Origin of the sequence: Nesterenkonia massiliensis (assembly GCF_000455245.1) — a bacterium.
GTDB classification, from domain to species: domain Bacteria; phylum Actinomycetota; class Actinomycetes; order Actinomycetales; family Micrococcaceae; genus Nesterenkonia; species Nesterenkonia rhizosphaerae.
Genome location: NZ_HG005168.1, coordinates 77,025 through 98,045, shown reverse-complemented (window position 1 = coordinate 98,045; position 21,021 = coordinate 77,025). Strand labels below are relative to the sequence as shown.

At 64.3% G+C, this 21,021-nt stretch carries 22 protein-coding genes and 2 pseudogenes; 12 read left to right on the top strand and 12 right to left on the bottom strand.

What is annotated here, in order from left to right; translation table 11 throughout:
• The 7 genes and pseudogenes from TX78_RS07615 to TX78_RS07590 form a co-directional block, all read left to right on the top strand.
• Positions 1-454 (top strand): class F sortase (locus TX78_RS07615; RefSeq protein ID WP_222704265.1); only part of this gene is annotated, 454 nt, incomplete at its 5' end.
• 65 nt (positions 455-519) lie between these two features.
• Positions 520-1,053, top strand: a complete 534-nt coding sequence (locus TX78_RS07610) for an RNA polymerase sigma factor (RefSeq protein ID WP_044495123.1) — start codon at positions 520-522, stop codon at positions 1,051-1,053.
• Entirely contained in the window at positions 1,046-1,918 is an 873-nt protein-coding gene (locus TX78_RS12650) for an anti-sigma factor (protein ID WP_049897639.1), read from the top strand. The genes TX78_RS07610 and TX78_RS12650 overlap by 8 nt, the downstream gene beginning before the upstream one ends.
• 63 nt (positions 1,919-1,981) lie before the next feature.
• A pseudogene (locus TX78_RS14525) lies at positions 1,982-2,683 on the top strand (type III polyketide synthase); the annotation flags it as partial.
• Between the two features lie 36 nt (positions 2,684-2,719).
• The gene (locus tag TX78_RS14520) at positions 2,720-3,100 is read left to right on the top strand and encodes a hypothetical protein (RefSeq protein ID WP_324603316.1); all 381 of its coding nucleotides are present in this window, start codon (positions 2,720-2,722) and stop codon (positions 3,098-3,100) included.
• Positions 3,097-3,798: a methyltransferase domain-containing protein gene (locus TX78_RS07595; protein ID WP_044495119.1), complete on the top strand. Its 702-nt coding sequence runs from the start codon at positions 3,097-3,099 to the stop codon at positions 3,796-3,798. The genes TX78_RS14520 and TX78_RS07595 overlap by 4 nt, the downstream gene beginning before the upstream one ends.
• Positions 3,791-4,900, top strand: coding sequence for an FAD-dependent oxidoreductase (locus TX78_RS07590; RefSeq protein WP_044495117.1), 1,110 nt, complete (start codon positions 3,791-3,793; stop codon positions 4,898-4,900). Before TX78_RS07595 ends, TX78_RS07590 begins: the two co-directional genes overlap by 8 nt.
• Before the next feature lie 58 nt (positions 4,901-4,958).
• On the opposite strand, the gene TX78_RS07585 is transcribed toward TX78_RS07590, so the two are convergent.
• Positions 4,959-5,813, bottom strand: a complete 855-nt coding sequence (locus TX78_RS07585) for a UbiA family prenyltransferase (RefSeq protein ID WP_044495116.1) — start codon at positions 5,811-5,813, stop codon at positions 4,959-4,961.
• Positions 5,814-5,868: 55 nt separating this feature from the next.
• Positions 5,869-7,095: a sunset domain-containing protein gene (locus tag TX78_RS12645; protein WP_049897638.1), complete on the bottom strand. Its 1,227-nt coding sequence runs from the start codon at positions 7,093-7,095 to the stop codon at positions 5,869-5,871.
• Positions 7,096-7,138: 43 nt separating this feature from the next.
• On the opposite strand from TX78_RS12645, the gene TX78_RS07575 reads away from it, so the two are divergent.
• Positions 7,139-7,447, top strand: a complete 309-nt coding sequence (locus tag TX78_RS07575) for a hypothetical protein (RefSeq protein ID WP_044495114.1) — start codon at positions 7,139-7,141, stop codon at positions 7,445-7,447.
• A 79-nt stretch (positions 7,448-7,526) separates the two neighbouring features.
• Here the strand turns inward: TX78_RS07575 and TX78_RS07570 are convergent, their stop codons facing one another.
• The 3 genes from TX78_RS07570 to TX78_RS07560 form a co-directional block, all read right to left on the bottom strand.
• A complete protein-coding gene (locus TX78_RS07570) occupies positions 7,527-9,068 on the bottom strand; it encodes an MDR family MFS transporter (RefSeq protein WP_044495112.1) in 1,542 nt (513 codons plus the stop codon).
• Complete coding sequence (locus TX78_RS07565) at positions 9,068-9,667, bottom strand: TetR/AcrR family transcriptional regulator (RefSeq protein ID WP_049897636.1); 600 nt, start codon at positions 9,665-9,667, stop codon at positions 9,068-9,070. The genes TX78_RS07570 and TX78_RS07565 overlap by 1 nt, the downstream gene beginning before the upstream one ends.
• Before the next feature lie 64 nt (positions 9,668-9,731).
• On the bottom strand, positions 9,732-10,694 hold the full coding sequence (locus TX78_RS07560) for a DNA topoisomerase IB (RefSeq protein ID WP_044495110.1): 963 nt from the start codon (positions 10,692-10,694) through the stop codon (positions 9,732-9,734).
• 164 nt (positions 10,695-10,858) lie between these two features.
• Between TX78_RS07560 and TX78_RS07555 the strand changes: the two genes are divergently transcribed.
• Positions 10,859-11,416, top strand: coding sequence for a small multi-drug export protein (locus tag TX78_RS07555; protein WP_049897635.1), 558 nt, complete (start codon positions 10,859-10,861; stop codon positions 11,414-11,416).
• A gap of 27 nt (positions 11,417-11,443) precedes the next feature.
• Here TX78_RS07555 and TX78_RS07550 read toward each other — a convergent pair whose 3' ends face one another.
• From TX78_RS07550 to TX78_RS07525, 6 genes are all read right to left on the bottom strand, one after another.
• Positions 11,444-12,655 (bottom strand): hypothetical protein, encoded by a 1,212-nt coding sequence (locus TX78_RS07550; protein WP_081652655.1) that lies wholly within the window; start codon positions 12,653-12,655, stop codon positions 11,444-11,446.
• Positions 12,656-12,853: 198 nt separating this feature from the next.
• Entirely contained in the window at positions 12,854-13,894 is a 1,041-nt protein-coding gene (locus tag TX78_RS07545) for an LLM class flavin-dependent oxidoreductase (RefSeq protein WP_044495390.1), read from the bottom strand.
• 254 nt (positions 13,895-14,148) lie between these two features.
• The gene (locus tag TX78_RS07540) at positions 14,149-14,823 is read right to left on the bottom strand and encodes a GntR family transcriptional regulator (RefSeq protein ID WP_044495106.1); all 675 of its coding nucleotides are present in this window, start codon (positions 14,821-14,823) and stop codon (positions 14,149-14,151) included.
• A gap of 94 nt (positions 14,824-14,917) precedes the next feature.
• Positions 14,918-15,469, bottom strand: coding sequence for a hypoxanthine phosphoribosyltransferase (gene hpt / locus TX78_RS07535; RefSeq protein WP_044495104.1), 552 nt, complete (start codon positions 15,467-15,469; stop codon positions 14,918-14,920).
• Positions 15,470-15,487: 18 nt separating this feature from the next.
• Positions 15,488-16,507: a tRNA lysidine(34) synthetase TilS gene (gene tilS, locus TX78_RS07530; RefSeq protein ID WP_049897634.1), complete on the bottom strand. Its 1,020-nt coding sequence runs from the start codon at positions 16,505-16,507 to the stop codon at positions 15,488-15,490.
• Positions 16,500-17,678 carry a zinc-dependent metalloprotease gene (locus tag TX78_RS07525; RefSeq protein WP_044495102.1) on the bottom strand — a complete coding sequence of 393 codons (1,179 nt, stop codon included), beginning with the start codon at positions 17,676-17,678 and terminating at the stop codon, positions 16,500-16,502. The genes tilS and TX78_RS07525 overlap by 8 nt, the downstream gene beginning before the upstream one ends.
• A 109-nt stretch (positions 17,679-17,787) precedes the next feature.
• Between TX78_RS07525 and TX78_RS07520 the strand changes: the two genes are divergently transcribed.
• Positions 17,788-18,711 carry a class I SAM-dependent methyltransferase gene (locus tag TX78_RS07520; RefSeq protein WP_049897633.1) on the top strand — a complete coding sequence of 308 codons (924 nt, stop codon included), beginning with the start codon at positions 17,788-17,790 and terminating at the stop codon, positions 18,709-18,711.
• 28 nt (positions 18,712-18,739) lie between these two features.
• Here TX78_RS07520 and TX78_RS07515 read toward each other — a convergent pair whose 3' ends face one another.
• Complete coding sequence (locus TX78_RS07515; RefSeq protein ID WP_044495100.1) at positions 18,740-19,810, bottom strand: DUF2332 domain-containing protein; 1,071 nt, start codon at positions 19,808-19,810, stop codon at positions 18,740-18,742.
• A gap of 553 nt (positions 19,811-20,363) precedes the next feature.
• Here TX78_RS07515 and TX78_RS07510 point away from each other — a divergent pair.
• Together TX78_RS07510 and TX78_RS14615 are read left to right on the top strand one after the other, a co-directional pair.
• Positions 20,364-20,912, top strand: coding sequence for a hypothetical protein (locus TX78_RS07510; RefSeq protein ID WP_158644314.1), 549 nt, complete (start codon positions 20,364-20,366; stop codon positions 20,910-20,912).
• 33 nt (positions 20,913-20,945) lie between these two features.
• Positions 20,946-21,014 (top strand): annotated as a pseudogene (locus TX78_RS14615) (DUF2087 domain-containing protein); the annotation flags it as partial.
• Positions 21,015-21,021: the final 7 nt, after the last annotated feature.

The window sequence follows — 21,021 nt, the reverse complement described above, 5'->3', positions numbered from 1 at the left end:
AACGGCCGCTCCAGTTATGCTGGACTACCCCGCCATCGATGCCAACATCGCCGTCGAACCCTATGGTGTCTCCGCTGACGGGCAGATGGATGTGCCCGACGACGCCGCGCTGGCTGCGTGGTACCAATTCGGCAAGACTCCGGCCGATGGTGTGGGCACCACGGTCATCGCCGCCCACGCGGGGTCTGAGGAAACTCCCATTGGTCCCCTATATGCCTTGAAGGACGCCAGGCCCGGAGAGGAAGTGACGGTCACCGACGAGGACGGCCAGCGACACCAGTATCACGTCTCAGAAGTCCAACAGCTGGGCAAAGAGGGCTTGGACTTCACGCCGTTCTTCGAGCGCACCGGAGAGCACCGTCTTGTGTTGATCACCTGCGGAGGCCAGTGGATGCCCGAGGAGAGCAGTTATGCTGACAACGTCATAGTGATCGCCGAGCCTGCGCAGCACTGAAGCGCAGCAGCGCCCACGGGTAACGCATCGCAGCCCAGCTGCGGGAAGGCGACTAAGGAGGCACTTTGGACAGGGACAGCCTGGGAGCCAGGTTCGCAGCTGGCGAGGAAGACGCTATGGGCGAGCTCTTTGCTGCGCATAGTTCCTTGGTCTTCTCCCTGTGCCTAAGCGCTCTGCGCCATCGCCAGGATGCCGAAGATGCGGCTCAACAGGTCTTTGTCCGTGCCTGGAAATTTCGTGAGTCCTATGATCCGGGCAAACCCCTTGGTGCGTGGCTGACTGGCATTGCTCGCCGTGTCATTGCCGACACCTTCCACGCCAGGCAGCGGCAGCTGCGCTCTGCCGAGGCCGGTGGGGCTGCCCTGCTGCACGCCGCACCGGATGAGCCCATGGACACGGTCGTGGACCAGGTGCTCATCCACCAGGCGCTCAGCGAACTGGGACCGCCGCAGGATGAGATCCTTCGGATGGCCTACACGCAAGACTTGCCAGTGCGAACCATCTCCGAACAGCTGGAGATGCCGGTGGGCACTGTGAAATCGCACTTGCACCGTGGACTGGCCCGATTACGCAAGACATTGGAGGTGGCTCATGACTGAGGCTCAGTACAGCGATGAAACCTTCACCTCTGATGGTCACCTCACCGAGGCCGCACTGACAGCGGCAGCATCCGGATCCTCTGATGACTGGGATGGCCTGGATCAGCGTGCCGCCCAGAACCATGTGGAGCAGTGCTCGCTATGCGCAGCCCACCTTGGCCGCACGAAACGAGTCATCACCGCCCTAGCGGCGCCCAGCCCTATGGAAGCAGCGCCCGAAGGTCTCTGGGACCGCGTTGCGCAGGAGCTGCAGATCAGCAGTGCGGCTTCATCTTCAACTGCGCTCTCCCCGCACAACACCGGAGACGGCATCGATGCTGATAAGGACTCGAACCCAACCGACGGACGGTTCTCGACCGTGCAGCAGCTGCACCCCCAGCTTCGCCCCCGGCGATCGGCAGGGGCTCGATGGCTGACGATATTCGCCGCGGCAGCCGCCGGCGTCGTCGTCGGTGCAGCCGCGGTGACATGGTGGCTTCAGTCTGGCCAGGACGAACAGCCTCCGTCCGCCGATGCCCCGACCGTCGTCGGTGATGCAGTGTTGGAACCCGTGGCCAGCGATGACCTGACCGGTCAGGCACAGATGGTGGACCGCGGGGACGGGGAGCTGGAGCTGCGAGTTGATCTGAGCGCGACCGCGGACCCAGCTGACGGATACTTCGAGGTGTGGCTGCGCGATGAGGACGCCAACCGTCTGATGTCACTGGGCGCAGCTACCGCTGAGTCGACTACCCTCCAGGTACCGGCTGGCATCGACCTTTCGCAATACCCCATAGTAGATGTGTCACACGAGCACTTCGACGGCGACCCCACGCACAGCGGTACTACTTTGGCTGCGGGGCCCATGGAAGGCGTCGATGAGTAAGCCCGAAATCCCGGGACTCTCCGTACAGGCACGGCGGCCACACTCCTCAACAGATCAGCGAGTACGCAGGTGAACGCACGGATTGTCTCCATCGGTACCGCAGTACCCGGACCTGCGGTACCCCAGGAGCGGCTGCAGTCCTTCTTCGCCGACCAGCCCGGTGCCTCGAAGCTGACCAAGCGTTTGATCAGTGCCGTCTTCGACGCAGCGGCCATCAGCACTCGACACACGGTGCTGAGCGGCTTCCACTCCAGCAGCGATCTCAGCAGCTCCGCAGACGGGGTCTTCATCGGCCAGGACGGCGAGTTACTGAGCCCCAGCACAGGGGTGCGCAATGAACTGTTCCGCCAGCAAGCCCCCGCCCTGGCGGAGGAGGCCGCTCGCGACGCGCTTGCCCAGGGCCAGGTACCTGCTTCTTCGGTGACGCATCTGGTCACCGTCTCCTGCACCGGGTTTTTCGCTCCGGGGGTGGACTTTCACCTGATCAGGGACCTGGGTCTGCCCGGTTGTGTGGAGAGAGTTCACTTGGGTTTCATGGGATGCGCTGCTGCGATTCCAGCTCTGCGCACTGCCGCTCACATCACCGCGAACCAGCCGGAGGCAGTAGTGCTGGTGGTGTGCGTGGAACTGTGCTCTCTGCACATCCGACGCAGTGCGGACCCGGAGCAGATTGTGGCCTCCTCCGTCTTTGCCGACGGCGCCGCCGCCGCCGTGGTCACGGCTGATCCTGCGCGTGGAACCCACCGGACGCTGAGGCTTGAGCGCTTCGCCACTGCTCTGACCGAGGAGGGAGAGACAGATATGGTGTGGACCATCGGCGATGCCGGCTTCACCATGCGACTCTCCGCAGAGGTTCCCCGCATTGTGGGCCGCGAAATACAGAGTGCGGTCAAGCGCCTGATCGGCACCTCGCACTCCCCCTCGCATTGGGCGGTCCATCCCGGCGGTCGCAGTGTGCTGGATCGCGTGGAACGCGGTCTGGCACTGGATCCCGCTGCCCTGGAGCACTCACGTGCCGTGCTGCGCGAGCGCGGCAACATGTCCAGCGCTACGATCCTCTTCATACTCCAGCGCATACTCAGCGACCCCGAGGCCACCGGGAGCCTGGCCGCGCTGGCCTTCGGTCCAGGACTGACGGTGGAGTCGGCCCTGATCTCTATCGACCAGCGGGATGCCGCATGAGCCGACCCTCGCTGGCCCGCCGTGACGTGCATCTGCGTGAGCTGATGGATGACCCGGACTGTGACCCCCAGCGCCTGCAGGCCACATTGCGGCGCTTCGGCGTGGTCAATCGGTTCGTCTCCGGCTGGGATGTCCTCTACCGCAAACGTATCCGGCCGATGCTGCAGAACCAGGGCGGCACCGGCAGGATCTTGGATGTGGGCTCCGGTGGCGGTGACGTCATCCGGAGGCTGAGCTCATTGGCAGAGAAGGATGGCTTCACAGTCCGCTGGACCGGTGTTGACCCGGACCCCCGTGCCTATGAGACCTCCAGTGCAGCCTCGCCGCCGAACGCACAGTTTCTCTGCACCGACGCTGAAGCTTTGTGGTCCACTGGTGAACGGTTTGATCTGGTGATCTCCAACCACGTGCTGCACCACCTGGGCGCTGATGAGCTGACCAGTTTTGCCGAATATTCCAGGCGCTTAAGCTCCGGGCTGGTCTTGCACAGCGATATTTCCCGCAGCCGACTGGCCTACGGCCTGTACTCCGCAGCGATCCTGCCCGTCGCCCCGGGGACGTTTCTGCGCGTCGATGGGCTGCGCTCCATCCGGCGCAGCTACACACCGGCGGAACTGGCCGCGACCCTCGGCTCACCGTGGAGAACCTCGGTTCCCTACCCGTTCCGGGTCCTGGCGGAAGCGCCGGGCAGTGCCTGAAGTCCTTGTCATAGGCGCCGGGCCGGTGGGACTGCTGGTGGCGGGACAGCTGCAGCGCCACGGTGTGGATGTAGTCCTGCTGGAGCAGCGCCCCGAGCCCGGATCCGGCAGCCGGGCCATCGGGATCCACCCTCCGGTGCTCAGGACACTGGAGCCCGGGGGTCTGACGGACGCGCTACTGGCCAAGGCCCAGCGGGTCCACTCAGGTCAGGCCCGCGCCCAGGGAAGGCTGCTGGGCACAGTGGATTTCAGCGCGCTGAACGCCAGGTTTCCGTTCATCGCCACCGCCCCGCAGGCAGCCACAGAGGCTGTCTTGGCGGCCCAAGCCCCGCAACCCCAGCGCAGGGCGGCAGTGCAGTCCATCGAGGTGGGCGCCGCGGACGTCACCGTGACCTTGAACGAACGCCATATGCGCGCGCCGCTGGTCATCCTGGCCGGAGGTGCACGATCCCGCAGCTTGGTCTACCGCCAGCCCGAGGCCAGGCACTACCACGACCGCTACTTGATGACAGACACGGAAGGCACGGCCGCCGAAGATCCCGCCGTCGCGGTCATCCATCTTGACCCGCGCGGAGTCCTGGAGTCCTTCCCGCTGCCTGACGGCCGACGACGCTTCGTCACCTGGGACGCCGCCGGTGACCACGCAGCAGCGGGAGCCCGGCAGCGGATGAGGATCGCCCTGCAGGGTCGCACGTCAGCCGAACCTGAGGAGGTGCATGGCTTCGGGGTGCGGCGTTTCGTAGCCGAGCAGATGCGCCACGGGCGGCTGTTCGTCATCGGCGATGCCGCCCACGAGGTCAGCCCCATCGGTGGACAAGGGATGAATCTGGGACTCTTGGACGCGGTGACGCTGGCTCCCCTGCTGGCACGCTGGTCCCAGACCTCAGTCGCTCCGGAACAGGAGCTGCGGCACTGGGAGAGCCAGCGGCTGCGCTCGGCCCGGCGGGCGGCTGGTCTTGCTGGCCTCAATACCCGTCTGGGTCGTCCGGCTGGCTACTGGTCAGACACTGTCCGACGGCGGGCTGTGCGCACCATGCTGGGACCGGGCCCACGCAGCATCTTCACCAGGGCATACGCCATGGGCTTCGATACTGCAGGCTGATCATCCCAGCTGCGGGCTGATCATCCCAGCCGCGGGTCGAACATCAGCGGACCAGAGATCAGTGGACCAGAGATCCTCCGGAGATCACCAGCTGCACGGCAAGCATCAGCGCAGCCAGCATCACCACCTGAAACTGCACCCGACCCGGGCGTCCCGTGAGGCTGAGGAGCACGGTTACAGATGCCAGCAGGACTACGACGCCGCACAGCAGCCAGGAGATGGCCGGAATGTCACTGATCTGCCACTGCACAGGACCCGCAGCAACTGCCGCTGCTCCAAAGACGAGCGTCACCGATGCCACCGCAGCTGCTGCGGTGCCGCCCAGTCGGTGGGGCAGCCCGCGGATGCCGGTCTGAGCGTCGTCGTCGAGATCCGGCAGCACATTGGTCATGTGCAGCGCGACTCCCAGTGCCGCTCCGGCCACCCAAGCCCATCCCGACGCCCACTGGCCGGAGTCATGTGCCAGTGTGGCCAGTGAGGGGAAAAGCCCGAAAGTCACCATGTATGGCACCACGGAGACCACGGTGGCCTTTAGCCCGAGGTTATATGACCACGCCGAGACCAGCGCCGCGGCATGAGCGATCAGCAGCACCCACCCCAACGGTGCTGAGAGCAGCAGCGCCAACAGCAGAGAACCTCCGGCCCCCACCCAGGCGGCGCTCACACTGATATCCCCCCGGGCTATGGGCTTATCCTTGCGCTGGACCGCCCGATCCCGCTCAGCGTCGATAGCGTCATTAGACAGCCCCACGGAGAGCTGACCGAAGAAGACAGCTGCCACCAGCAGCAGTCCGCGCCACAGGTCAACGCCGGCACCTACGGCCAGTACGCCCGAGAGAGCGGTGACCACCAGCGTCGGACCGGGATGTGCGGACTTCCAAAGTCCCGCTGTCGATGCCGAGATGGTCCTCATGGGCTCCAGTCTGCCACTGTGCTGCGACAGAACTGGCTACTCATCGGGGCAATGCTCAGCGCTTGGAGGCTCGGTAGCCGGCGGCCCGTGCTGCAGCTTCGGTGGCGAAGCATTCCTCAGGATTGGTGGCAGCGTAATACTGACCTCCGCGCACGTGGTAGATCCATTCTCCGCTGGAGCTGCGGTTACCCTTCACCGGGTACCCGGCTGGGCAGTTCCACGTTCCCGACTGCGGCGGCCGGCTTGAGCCGGAGGTTCCGGCAGAAGCGGCCGGGGCCGCCTTGACGGCCGCTGTTGCTTTGGAGGACCGTGTCACCGTGGTGTGCCCGGACTTCTTCCCGGTCACCCTCACGGTGAGGGTCTTGCCCTGCTGTCCCGAACTGATCTTGTAGGTGCGCTTGGTGGCACCGTTGATCTTCTTTCCCGCTGAATACCACTGGTAGCTGAAGCTAGCGCCTGAGGTCCAGGTGCCGGGTGCGGCGGTGAGTGTCTTCCCCACCTGCGCAGTGCCGCTGATACCCGCGGTGCCGGCCCGCATCACCTTCGTGGTTTTCGCTGAGCTGCGCTGCGCCTGTGCGTGTCCGGATTTCTTGCCCGTCACCTGCACACTGATCTGTTTGCCCTGCTGAGCTGTCCCGGGAGTGAAGGTGCGCTTGGTGGCGCCGCTGATCCGTTTGCCGTCGGCCAGCCACTGGTAGCTGAAGCTGGTACCGGAACTCCACGTGCCGGTGCTGGCGCTCAGCGCGCTGCCTACTACGGCGGCGCCTGAGACCTTGGGAGCTGAGGTGCGCAAGGCCCGCGCAGTCATCTTCGAGGTGCGCTCCACCGTGGGGTGGCCGGACTTGGTCCCGACCACGGTGACGCTGACCCGCTTGCCGGCGTCTGCCGCACGCAGCGTGTAGCTGGCACTCTTCGTGCGGCTGACTACTTTGCCCTCCACGCGCCACTGGTACTTGAAGGATGTCCCGGAAGTCCACGTTCCCGGTGAAGCTGTCAGTGTGGCTCCGGCGCGTACGCTGCCCGCGAGAGTCGGCGTGGAAGCCTGCGCTACGCGCAGAGTGGCCGCGGAGGACTTCCGCGCGCTGCTGAATCCGTGCGCCGTACCGGTGACCCGCACTGAGATGCGCTTCCCGACCTGACCAGAGCTGACCTTGTAGGTGCTGCTGGTGGCGCCCTGAATGGTCTTGCCGTCGCTGAGCCACTGGTAGCTCAGCCGCGCGCCGGAGGTCCAGCTGCCTGGCCGTGCCGTGAGCGTGGAGCCGACGACGGCGACCCCAGTCACCGTGGGAGTCCCAGTCTTGAGACTCTGCGGCGCGACAGTCCGGGTGGCAGACGGAGAAGGTGACGCCGACGGCGAGCGCGTCGGTGCAGGACTGGTCTGCACAGGACTAGAGGTCGCAGGGCTGGACGGGGTGGGGCTTGTGGTTGCAGGAGCCGACGGGGTCGGACTGTCCGTTGTAGTGCCGACAGGCGCCGGGCTGGGTGCCGAAGGTGCCGCAGACGCGGGCACTCCGGCACCGATGAGCAAAGTGGCCGTCAGAGCCAACGTAGTTGCGGCCGCGCTGAGGGCGCGCGCTGCCTCGGTAGTTTTCATGAGGTCCCCTGTGAGTGATGCAGAGCGTGATGATGCTTGAATGATTCACGCTCTCCACAGCGGGGCGTGCTGAGCGAAGCTTATACCAGGATTCCCCTACTGTGTGAGGAAATTCACCATCACGGTTCCAGGGTGGTGGCCAGGGGCTTTTCCTGTACGAACATCAGCAGGATTGCCGCCACCAGCACCAGCGGGACCATCCAAAGGAATAAGGGCACTAGCGCCTCGTTGTATGCCCCGACGACAATCTCATGCAGTGGTGCAGGCAGGCTGTTGACTAGCTGCGGGGTCAAGGAATTGGTCCCGGCCCCTGTAGCGGCCTCCGCCGGGAGCCGGTCACGGAGCAGCTCCCCCAGCCGGGTAGCGAACAGCGAGCCCACCACGGCAGATCCCAGCGTAGCGCCGACCTGCCGGAAGTAGTTCTGCCCGGCTGTGGCAGTACCCACCAGACGCAAGGAGAAGGAATTCTGGGCGACCAAGGTCAGCAATTGCATGCTGCAGCCCAGACCCAGCCCTAGCACTGCCAGGTACAGGCACTCCAAGACCACTGGAGAGTCCACCGTCAGCGTGGACAGCAGCCCCAGACCGCCTGCGGTGATGAACGTTCCCAGAATCATCACGGTCTTGTACCGGCTGGTGACGCTCACTCGGCGACCCACCACCACCGAAGCCACCAACAGAGTGCCCATCATCGGGATCATGAGCAGCCCGGCCTGGGCGGGGCTGTAACCGGTGACCATCTGCAGATAAGTGGGCATGTAGCCCATGACGCCGAACATGGCCACGCCAGTGATGAGACCAGCAATCATGGTCAGCACAAAGTTGCGGTTGCGGAAGAGCAACAGCGGCATCACCGGCTCCTTCGCCCGGGACTGCACCCAGATGAACAGCAGGGAGGTGACGACGGCGGCCGCAGCCAGACCCAGAATCAACGGGGAAGTCCACTCGTATTCCGCACCGCCCCAGGTGGCCACCAGGACGATCGCGGAGGTGGCCACGCCCAGCAGCGCCATGCCGGCGATATCAATGCGGCGACGTTCCTGCTTCTGCCGGGCTGGCAGCTTCAGCAGTACCGCGACGCCCACCAGGGACAGCAGCCCCAGGGGCAGATTCATCCACAGCGTCCAGCGCCAGCCGGGACCGTCAGTCAACCAGCCGCCCAGCAGCGGCCCGGCCACAGAGGAGAAGGCGAAGACGCCACCCATGACACCCATGTACCGGCCGCGTTCACGTGCCGGAACGACATCAGCGATAGTGGCCTGGGAGAGAATCATCAGCCCTCCGCCGCCTAAGCCCTGCACGACGCGAGCTGCCACCAGCTCCCCCATGCTCTGGGCCGCTCCGCCGGCGCCGGAACCAATGACAAACAGCACGATCGCGACCAGGAACAGGGGCTTGCGTCCGAACATGTCGCCGAGCTTGCCGTAGACCGGCATCATGATGGTCGAGGCCAGGATGAAGGCCGTGATGACCCAGGCCATGTGCTGGACCCCGTCGAGCTCGCCCACGATTGTCGGCAGGGCGGTGGCGAGCACCGTCTGCCCCAGGGAGGCCATGAGCATGGTCAGAATGAGCGCGGAGAAGATCAGCCCGAGATGGGCGTTAGGGCCGGGATTTTCAGCCGTGGGCGAGGGCGAGTGTGGAGAATCAGGCGTACTCATCAGTTCTCGCCGACCACCTTTCGGAATAGCGCGATGGATTCATTGATGAAGGACTCGAGATCATCGGCCGCAGCCCTTTGGTAGCGGAGGAAGGCGTGCTTGGTGATGGCCCCGGAGAGCAGGAGTCGAACATCGAGCAGGTCCGCTGCCGCGTCGTCGACCTCATGAGCGGCGGTTGCGGCTTCCACGGCCTCGCGCACCAGATGCTCGACATCAGTGACCAGCTGCATCACCCGGCCGCGAAGCCCGGGGTGGATCGCCACGATCTCTCGACGGCGCAGGGAAGTCTGCTGAGGCAAAGCGGTGCGCAGGATAGCGACAAACAGGTGCGCCACGCGGGTCAGCTCGTCCTGCTGCGACTCTGCGTAGCGACGGGCAGCATCCTCGGGCACCTGGGGCAGCCGGGTTCCCAGGATGGCGTCTTCTTTGGTGGGGAAATAGTTGAAGAACGTGCGCCGGGAAACTCCCGCTCGCGATGCGATCTCCTCCACGGTGGCGGCGGACAGCCCCTGACCTTCGGCCAGTTCGTAGGCCGCCAGATGGATGGCATCCCAGGTGTCACGCTGGTTCTGTTCACGACGCGTCAGCTTTTCTTGCACTAGTGCAGTTTATGCACTTCCGCATTTTTGCATAAGTGCAACTTTTCCCGAGGTGATGGACCGCTCAGCCCAGCAGTAAGGAACGGATCGCGGACTCAGGCGTTCGCGAAGTGTCAAGAAGATTGCCGCGACGGTACTGCTTAAAGACCCTCGGGTCGATATAGGAGCTCTTGGCCACGGCGGGAGTGTTCCCGAGCCCCTCGGCGCAGGCCTCGATTGCCGCACGTTCAGCCCTAGCCCGCTCCCGCGCAGTGGACTTCGCCCCTGTGCGCGCCAGGGACTCAGCCGCCAGGATGGTGCCGCGCAGCGTGCGGAAGTCCTTCGCGGTGAATCGGCCACCGGTGACCTGGCGAATATAGGCGTTGAGCTGCTGGGGCCGAAGCGCGGCTCGTCGTCGTCCCTCTCGCCAGGACAGCAAAAGCGAGCGGGTCCGCCCTTGAACCAGTTCCTCAAGCTGCGGTGCCAGCTCCGGATCCGAGAAGCTGACCTCCTGGACCTTGCCGCCCTTAGCCGGAAAACAGAAGGTCAACGTGTCCCCAGCTACCACCAGATGCCGGCATTGCAGTGTGGTCAGACCCCGATTGCCGCTCTGCCGCAGATAGGTGCGCGAACCCGCTCGGATGGCGGACCGATCGAGGATGCGAAAGGAGATAGCCAGTACTTTCTGCCTGTCCATCCCCTCCTCTTTCAGCGCCTGGGTGACCCTGGCACGCGCTGCAGGCAGCTTTGAAGCAAGATCGAGGGCACGGGAGAATTTGCCGCGATCCCGCCGGTCCGCCCAATGCTGGTGATAGATGTATTGCTTGCGTCCGGCGTCGTCGGTCCCCACCGCCTGCACATGGCCATGGGCGTCCACACAGATCCATACCTCTTTCCAGGCCGGCGGGATGGCCAGTGCATCAATACGTACACAGTCCTGCTCTGAGGCAGGGCGGCCGTCATCATCAACATAGCGAAAGTCGGAATCGCCACTGAGGCGTTGGAAGCCGGGGTCCTGGAATGGGCGGACGCGTTTGAGTCGCGGCATATGCGCCTCCTCTCTGACCCGCCAGAGACTAATACCCCCTGCTCAGCGCAACCTGGAGATGGCGCTGGGTGCAAACGCTCGAGAGCCGCTGCAACGTTCGCCACGCTTTGAGATACGCCGCAGGGGTGACGACGTCGCGGCCATAGTCCGCAATGATGAGACCTATGATCAACGCACTTTCGCTGAGCATGACCGCTGGCACACCCGATGACCTCAATTTAGTCCAGGAGGACTCCTGGATCAGTCAGCTGCAGAACTGGGTGGATGGACTGCCCGAAGCCCTGCAGTGGCTGGGCGTAGCGGCCATCGGTGCGGTGCCGTTCATCGAGTCCTACAGTGGACCGTTCATCGGCATGATCGTCGGCCTGCCGTGGTGGGTCGCGCTGATCTGCGGCGTGCTGGGCAACGCCGCAGCAGTAGCGATTCTGATCTACGGCGCCCACGGGATCCGCTCCGCGGTCACCAAGAACGCCGAACCCAAGGAGCTGTCCGAGAAGCAGATCGCGCGACGGGCAAAGATCAAAAAGTACTTTGACCGCTTCGGTGTGCCCGGTGTGGCCATCCTGGGCCCCTTCGCACTCCCCAGCCAGTTCACCGCACCGCTGATGGTCTCCTTCGGCGCAAACCGCCACCTGGTGATGATCTGGATGGCAGTCTCGATCGTGCTGTGGGGTCTACTCTCGGTGGGCCTAGGCTTCGCGTTCCTCTACCTAGCCGGCTGATCCTGGCGCACCAAAAGCTGCCGAGGGCTAGCGCTGCTCATCATCGGGTGGGTAGCGCTGGGCCTCGCGTGAGCCCTGGGTGAGGTTCTTCAGGTCGGTGTCGTCATCAAAATTCGAACCGATGGCGCCGGCTGCGACTCCCATGGAGGCCGAGAGCCACGCCACGTCGATGTAGTTCATCAGCGTGGCCTCCTCCACTCCAATATTGTTGGCCATAAATTCTGGCTCAATCAGCAGCAGCCCCATCACCAGGATTCCTCCAAAGAGCATCAGGTACAGGGCGGTGACGCTGACCAGAAGGGTCGCCACAGTGGAGGCGTTATACATAAACGCTTCTTTTGTGCCCCCGACGGTACCCGGGCGGTCCCAGAGTTTATTGGAGAGCAGCAGCCACAGCACCACGAGCAACACCACCAGCACTGACACCATTGCCAGTCGCCACGGCGGCAAGAAGTTCGCCATCTCCCAGATGGTGCTGAAGAAGATGCCGAAAGCACCGGTAGCGGCAGCGGCGGCGAAGACACCGGAGAGTTTCGGCAATGACAAGAGCGGCTTACTGGCGGCCACCATACCCAGGGTCATCCAGAGCCGTCCGGGGAACAGACCCGAAGGCGTGACGAAGTAGGATTCCCGACCCTGTTGCTGCTCCACATGGGTGACCAGGCCGCCTTGCTCATGGGCCTCATCCACTGAGTCATAAACCAAGGCATCCACGCAGCGACGCAGCTCTTTAGACAGGCTGGACTTCACTGCCACCGGGCCCATGGCCGGCAGGGAGACCACACCGAGCTTCTCGACAAAATGCAGTTCCGCTGACTTGACCTTGCGGCCCGCGGTGCGAGGGACTTCCGTAATGACGATGGAGACATCTGCACCGTCTTCGCGAGCCCACTCCAGGACCCGCTCCAGATCCAGGGTGGCGTCCTGACGCAGCGGGATCAGCAGCTGCTTATGCTTGATGGTGGCACCACGGCTCCAGCCCTCACCCTCATCCTCTAAGAGTTTGCGAACCTGATGCGATGTCCGGCCGGGGTCCGAATACAGAGCGATGGTGAAGTTCTCGGCGTCTCCAGAGGTCTTGTTGAGCCGGTCGATTCCTGGCTTCCGCTGCTCTGCGGCAGCACTTTTAGCCGCCGCCGATTCCTGCGCGTCGTCTTGTCCCTGCGTGTACTCAGTCTGCCCCTGATTCGGCTGGGGCTCCGAGCGCTCTTCCTCACCCTGTCGATCATGCTGATTCACGGTGCACACGCTAAACACCGCCGCTCGCCACGGCCTTGACAGATGCTGGACGCTCCCAGGACGCCGCCAGGTCTTCTAGCGGCGCCTCGTCAGCTGTCTCCTCACCAGCGAATAACGTAAAGAAACTGCCGAAACTAGCCCCTCAACGGGGGCAGTTGCGGCAGTTTCTTTACGCAAATTACTGGAGCCGCAGGGCCATCACGCCTGAAGACGCTCAAGCACCAAGGGCTTGACCTTGGCCCCATACAGCTCGATAGCCCTCATCATGTGCTCGTGAGCCAGGGAGCCGTTGCCGTACTTCAGGCCGAAGCGGGAGATCCCCAGCTGATCCTTGGTCTTCACGATCTTCTCCGCCACCGTCTCCGGTGAACCCACATACAGCGCGCCGTGGGTGATCTCCTGCTCGAACTGATCGCGGGACGGGTAGCCGTTGCCCCAGCCGCGCTCGCGACCCAGCTGCGCCATAGTCTCCGCCCACGAGGGGTAGAAGATGTCCTTGGCCAGCTCATCGGTGTCGGCAACAAATCCGTGGGAGTGACTGGATACCCGGAAGTCTGCAGTCTCCGGACTGGTCGCGTGGCCGAATTCCACCAGCGCCCGCTTATACAGGTCCACAAACGGCGCAAACCGGTGGGGGGCACCGCCGATGATCGCCAGTTCGAGCCCCACGCCGTGGCGTGCAGCGCGCACCACCGAGGCAGGTGTTCCTCCGACGGCGATCCAGGTGGGCAGGCCATTCTGATGCGCAGTTTTGGGGAAGATTTCCTGGCCCTTCAGCGCGGCCCGGGTTTCACCGTTCCAGCTGACTTTGCCCTCACTGCGCAGCTTCACGAAAAGGTCCACCTTCTCTTCGAAGAGCTTTTCGTAGTCGCCGAGGTCGTAGCCGAACAGCGGATAGGACTCGATGAAGCTGCCGCGGCCCAGCGACACCTCAGCCCGCCCGCCGGTCAGCCCGTCGATCGTCGCGAAACGCTGATAGACGCGCACCGGATCATCCGAGGAAAGCACCGTGACAGCTGAGATCAGCTTGATCCGTTCGGTGGAGGCACCGATCGCCGCCAGCACCACATCCGGGGCCGAGATGGCGTAGTCCGGCCGGTGGTGTTCGCCTACACCGTAGACATCCACCCCGGAGCGATCAGCCATCTGCGCCTCGGCCAGCACGTTGCGCAGCACTTCCGGGTGGGAAAGCTCGCGAGAACCATCAGCACTCTTGGTGACATCACCGAAGGTATGCAGGCCAAATTCAAACTGCTCGCTGTGCCGCTCAGTGCTTAAGGAGGGGGCGGACTCAGTGCTGGAGTGCTCAGTGCTGAGCTCTGGGCTGCGGGGCTCTGGGCTGACGGGCTCTGGGCTGGTGCTCACGGGATCTCGCTTCCGGTGCCTAGGGGGTTAGGTGAGCCCCAGGTGCTTTCAAGGTCACCCAGAGCTGCTCTCACTGTGGTGAAACGACGACGCCGCCGCGTCCATTCCTTAAAATTTGAAAGTCTTTCTCAGCTGGACTGGATCTGCTGCAGCGCCACACGGCGGCCTTCTTCAATATGCTCCTGCGCCTCTATGACAGCCGCCGCGGCGTCGCCTCTCAGCACAGCCTCCACCAGGCGGCGGTGCTCCCGCAATGATGCCTGCCCTCGGGATTCGTCCAAGTAAATCCGCTGCGAGGGGTAGGGCATCCCTGCCCAGAGCTGCTCGATGAAACTGACCAGCTGCTCATCACCGCTGAGCCGGTAGAGCGCAAAATGCAGCTCTTCATTCAGCTCCGCCAGCCGGATGGGGTCAGAGAGCTCTTCGCTCCGCTGCAGCAGCAGTTCAAGGCCCTCAGCTCCCGGAACATCACCGCCAGCCGCGCCCCGCATGGCGACCATCTCAGCAGCAAGCTTCACCGCCATCGGCTCCAGCACAGCACGCAGGCGGTAGATCTGCTCTACCCGCTCACGGCTCTGATCAGCAATAAAAGTTCCGCGGTGAGCATCATGGACCGCATAGCCCTCGGAGACCAGCCGGTTGAGCGCCTCCCGGACCGGCGTCAGGCTCATCTCGAGCAACTCGGAGAGTTCCTTCAGCGTCACCCGCTGACCGGGAGAAAGCTCACCGGTGCGGATACTGCGCCGCAGTGAGGCATAGGCCGCGGCGGCCTTACTCACCGGCTGGACAGGCGAATGCGCCACGGATACTCCCTCACGCTGTTCTCTTGGTGTGGGAGCCGATTCTACAGGCGAGGTGACGCAGCGCACACCGGCTGCGGCGTCGTCGCCGGTGCAATCACTCGTAGACGTGGGGCGCAAGGATGCCGATGACATCCAGGTTGCGGTACTTCTCGGCGAAGTCCAGGCCGTAGCCGACCACGAACTTATTGGGGATGTCCATGCCGACGTACTTGACGTCGATGTCCACCTTCACGGCCTCCGGCTTACGCAGCAGGGTGCAGATCTCCACCGAGGCCGGGCCGCGGGATTCCAGGTTGGCCTTCAGCCAGGACAGTGTCAGGCCAGAGTCGATGATGTCCTCGACGATCAGCACGTGGCGGTTCATCAGATCGGCGTCGAGATCCTTCAGGATCCGCACCACACCGGAGGACTTGGTGCCCGAGCCGTAGGAGGACACCGCCATCCAGTCCATGGTCACATGTGACTTCAGGGCACGGGAGAGATCCGCCATGACCATGACTGCGCCCTTGAGCACGCCGACCAGCAGCACGTCCTTGCCAGCGTAGTCGCGGTCGATCTGGGCGGCCAGCTCGTTGATGCGTTCCTGGATCTCTTCAGCGGTGTAGAGAACCTCGGTGAGATCGTCCTTGACGTCAATCGCGTCCATATGAGGTGCGTGCTCCTGTTATCTGGGCGGGGGAACGAGCACCAGTTTCCCATATTCAGCGGTTCCGCGTGCGCCACGGTGAACGCTGACCTCCCCCTCCAGCTGGACCGGCCCAGCAGAGCGGCTTCCGGTGATCAGTTTCTCCGCCGCCGTGAGTCGCTCAAAGCTGGGGTTGGGGGCGCCGACGGCGACCGCGGCCAGCGCCAGTACACGACGACGGATGGCCGGTGGTTCCTCGCGCAGTGGCGTGAGTTTCAGCCGTAGGGTGCCGGTGTGATCGGGGTCTTCCAGCAGCTGGGCGAAGACTTCTTTGGCGTCCTGTTCCAGATAGGCGGCGTCAGCTGCGGCGATATCTGCAGTACGTGCCAGCGACTCCCGGATGGACCCGGAGAGCTGCTCCTCGAGAAAGGGCAGGATCTGGGTGCGGATGCGTGAGCGCAGATAGCGCGGATCCGAGTTGGCAGGATCCTGCCAGGGATCCAGGTGGTGGTGGGCGCAGATCGCCTCGGTGTCCTCCCGGGCGAGATCCAGCAGCGGCCGGTGGAAGGGACCGCGCTGCCGCGGAATACCGGCCAGCGACCGGGTCCCGGAACCGCGAGCCAGCCCCAGCAGCACCTGCTCTGCCTGGTCATCGCGGGTATGAGCCAGCAGAATCCGAGTGGCGCCGAGTTCTTTCATTGCGGTGCGGAACGCCCGGTACCGAGCAGTCCGGGCGGCGGCCTCAGGTCCGTCTGCAGAGTGCAGGTCCACCTGGGCGGGGAAGATCCGCACCGGGTCCAGCCCGAGTCCTTTCAGCTGCCGGACTGCGCGCCCGGAGATCTCAACGCTGTTGGGGTGCAGATGATGGTCCACCACGACGGCGCCCACCCGCGCACCGGCCAGCGGACCATTGGTGCGCTGATGGTGCCAGGCAGCGGCGGCTGCCAGCGCCAGCGAGTCCGCGCCGCCGGAGCAGCCCACCAGGGTCAATCCCTCGGGGTCCAGAGCCTCCCCCACTGCTTTGCGGGCGGCGTGCAGAGCCGCAGGCGCCTTAGCCACCTGACCGCTGGCCCTGCAGACCCATCCGCTGGATCCAGAGATCGGGCTGGTGCAGTTCATCCTCGGTGGGCAGGTGCTGCGGGGCTTCCCAGATGGTGTTGAAAGCCTCCATGCCCACCGCATCCACAATGTGACTCACGAACTTCTGTCCATCGCGGTACTGGGCGGCTTTCATATCCAGCTGCAGCAGCTTCCGCACCGCACGCTCCAGTGGGCTGCGACGGCGCCCGCGATCGTTGAACCGGCGTCGAATAGTCTTCACTGAGGGAACAATCGAGGCATCGACAGCATCCATCACCACGTTTGCGTGGCCCTCCAGCAGGCTCATCACCGCCGTCAGATGGGACATCACAGCCCGGTCCTCCGGGGACTGGATGGCCTCCAGGAGCCGGTTGCGGGGACGGGTGGATGAAGCGCCTTCTGCCGAGGGGTCCGCGGAGGCGTCGTCGTGCCCGGTGTCCTTTCTGCCTTTCAGCTCGGCTTTGAGCTGCTTGGCGGCCTCGGCGAGCTTCTGCGGCAGAGAATCCGCCTGGCCCATGGTGTTGGTGGAGAGCTGGGTGATCTGCTCTTGGAGGTGTTCAGCCAGCCATGGGGCGGCAGCGAACTGGACCCGGTGGGTCTGCTCATGCAGGCATACCCACAACCGGAAATCAGCGCGGTCCACATTCAACTGGGTAGCAATATCCACCACGTTGGGGGCTACTAGCAGCAGGCGCTGCTGGTGGAATGGCTCGAACTGACCGAGCACATTGGCCGAGAGGAAGGCCAGTACCGCCCCGAGTTCGGCACCGGTGACTGCAGAGCCGACTACTTGACCAGTGCTGCCCTCCTTGGCCAGCTCCGGTTTCTTCTCCACGGCAGCTTTCAGAGCCGGAGCCAGCATCTGCCGGAAGCTCTCCGCATTGGCGGCGGACCATCCGGCACGGTCCACGATCAACACATCGGAGGTGTCCTCCCCTAGGCCGCGGGCGGCATGGAGGCCGGTGATCTGATGGACATGCCCCACAGCCTCAGTGGCGGCCTCGCGCAGGGCTTGGACCTCGGCGGCAGCCTCACGCCGAGTCAGCCGCGGGCCAGGGGGTGCCAGTCGCGCGGCTGTGCTGGCGGCCAGCTCCCAGTTGATGAGCAGTTCGGCGGCCTGAGCCTCGGTGATCTCCTGCGCAGAAGTCATGGACCCATCACACCACAAGGGTCGGGCCCTGGATACGGGCATTTCGCTGCCGGCACCAAGCCAGCGGAACCGGCTGGTCAACGGGTACGGCGGATACGCTTAAGCGACTATGACTACCGACCCGCACCCTGATCACCCCGGCCAGCCCTGCGCTGAGACCTCCGGGGAGAGTTCTGCCCTCACATCCGGGACTGATGCCGGCACCGGCGAGCACCGGCCGTGGACAGAAGACCCCGAGTTCGTCACCCTCTACGACGTGGAGAACGCCGGAATGTGGGACACCGACTTCTATCAGGACCTGCTGGATGAACTTGGTGTGCAGACGGTGGCTGATATCGGCTGCGGCACCGGCGGACTGGCCCTTGAGTTAGCCGCTGCCGGCATCCGGGTCACCGGTGTGGAGCCGGCGGGGGCGATGATCCAGGTGGCGCGGCAGAGGATCGAACAGCGCATCGCCGAGCCACCTAGCAGCGACCACCCCGGGGCTGCGCTGGCTGAGCGCATCACGCTGATTCATGGTTATGCCGACCAGCTGGAATCCGACGCCGCTGATGCTGCGGTGATGGTAGGGCATGTGGCGCAGTATTTCCTGCACCGCTCTGAGTGGGACCAGGTGCTCGCCGAAGCGTTCCGGGCGCTGCGGCCCGGCGGGTGGCTGGCGTTTGAATCTCGCAACCCTGCGGCCCTGGAGCTAGATGCCTGGGATGAAGAGAGCACCCGGGAGACCCAACCGCATCCTGGAGGCGGGGAGTTCACCTCCTGGCTGGAGGTGCTGAGCATCGAGCCAGATGACGACGACGGGGACCTCATCACCTGCCGGGCGCACAGCATCATGCCTGACGGGCGGAAACTCAGCGCTGATGAACCGCTGCGCTACCGACCGCTGCACGTGCTGCGCGCCTCCCTGGAACAGGCCGGTTTTGTACTCGAGCAGATGTGGGGCAACTGGGACAGGTCCGAGCTGGACGAGGACTCCCCGGAGATCATCATTCTGGCGCGCAAGCCCGCTGCTTCCAAGGAAAGCAGCCGCTAGCATCCACCGCGCTAAAAGGGGCGGGTTTTCACTCCAAGCTCTTCGCATACTGTCCGTGCGGACCGGTGCGCGCCAGCGGTTCGCCGTCCAGGGCAAGGATGAACCCGGACTGGTCGGGATCCTCCCGGGGCAGCTTCGCGGCGATCTGCGGGAAGACCCCGAGCCCTTCATTGCTGACCCAGCGCACTCCGGAAGCTTGCACTTGCTCAACGAAATGCGCCCGCTCCTCAGTGGAGAGATAGACAAGCACCGCGGAGTGGAACACCACCGGCACCGCGTCCTCGGGTACCTCAGCCAGCGCCTGCGGCAGCAGCTCGTTGAGGTCACCGGTGAAGATTCGCGGCGGCTGCTCGCTGACTAGCTGGGCGCCGGCTTCCAGACGTTTGAGCCGATACTCCATGCCAGGCCACACCAGGGCTTTAAGCCAGTCCAGATCCTCAGGATTCCGCAGGTCCAGGGGGTTGAGGTCGATCCCGCCGCGCCACGCCACCTCCGGCAGCTTCTCTGGTGCCTGAATCCCGGTGAGTTCGCTGGTCAGCTCTACTGCGGAGTTCAACACACCCCGCGGAGTCAGCCGGGCGCTGTCGTGCGCTGTGCTCTTGCCCGTCTCCAGATCAGCGGGCTCACCGTTGGCATCGGCCGCGGTATCGGTGAACCGGTAGTGGATCGGCCAGGCGTCGGGGTAGAGGCAGAGTCCGGCGCTGCTGCCTACTTCCAGCAGTGCCAGCGGCTGCCGGGTCTGCTCCGCGATGCGAGCGAAAGGCAGGTTCAGCACAGCTAGTCGGCCTGCCTCATTGGTCTGGGTACGCCGGGTGAGCATGAGATGGCGGATCTGGTCCCACTGCTGCAGGACTGCCTGACGGACCTGCGCCCAGGGCAGCAGCGGCACCTGAGCGATCCCGGCCGCAGCGAATAATAGGTTCGCCTGGCGCTTGGGGGCAGGAAGCTGCAACAGCTTCTCCAGGAGTTCGGCATCGGCAGCAACCCCTTCGGCCCAGTCCTGGTACAGCGGGGACACCGGAGCGGCTTCCACCTGAGCGAAATGGCGGTAATACTCCCGGAGCTCCGAACTGGCATCATCAGCAGGCATCTCGCGCATGCGCTCAACCTACCCCGACCTCTGAAAAGTCGTCACCCCCGGCGTCGCCCCAGGCCAGGTGAGGACGCCATGGAAAGCTGTGACCGCCAAGATGCGTCACTGTCCCAGGAGCCAACCCGGGGAAGTCGTGGAGGGCTGATCCATCGGGGTTGTCACAAATAGCTGAGCTTCGGCAGCCTGTGCGAAAGTACCGGGTATGAGTCTGAGGTTTGGGACACATCGCCCTGCGCCTGCTGGCTGTTCGAGCAGCAGCTCTCGCAGCACCTCTGCCCCCGGGGTTGTGGCACTGGCAGGGCTGCTGGGCCTAATGCTGAGTTCCTGCGCGGAGAACCCCTTTGATACCGAGAGTGAACCTGCCAGTACCGGACTCAATCCCGAGCTTCAAACCCCAGCAGCTGAGCCGAGCACGCCGGAATCCCCCGCCGCGTCTGGTCACTCCCCCGAGGCGACCTCCCCGGATCCCTCGGGCACGGAGACCACAGCGGGCGCAGACTCTGCAGCGGAGGGAAATGGCCACGAGCCAGTCGGGACGCAGCTATCGGAGGAGCTCTCCGTGCCGCAGGAATGGCTCATCAGTACGGGCGAAGCCTGGCCAGAATCAGCCGGTCATGGGGCATCCATGCCAGTGTTGAACCACCAGGATGAATGCCTGCTGCAGGAACAGATGCCTGAGATACTCGGCCGCACCGCAACTATTACTGACACCGGGTTTGGCCCCCTGGGGGTTGATGCCCAAGCGCAGGATTCCTACCGGTACCTGTGTAATTTCTGGTCCCGTGGCCATTACTCCGGCCGACTGAAGCTGCTGGTACCGGGCTCAGGCGAGGATGCCGCGGCCATTGCTGAGAACTTCCAGGACCAGCCCAGCACCGAGGTGCAGGAGAACTCCGTGGAGACGGTGAAGCTCGGGGATGAGGAGTTCCAGGTACTCAGCCGTTGGTACCCGGTGCCCGAGCATGGGCTGTACGAGGCCTTGTTCTACGACGCCGATCAGGAGGTTTTTGCCGTGCTGGAGGTGAACTCACTGGATGAAGAGGCGTGGGAAGAGGACTCACCTGAACAGGTCGCGGAGTACTTGGGGCACATCCTTGCCGGCGAGTGAGGCTGAACAGAACCCCACACCCCGCCACGGGCACTCCGCCGGTATCTGGTGGATTTCGGACTCCTGCACCGGGCTGAGGACGGCTCCCAGTACCGTCGGTAGACTCATC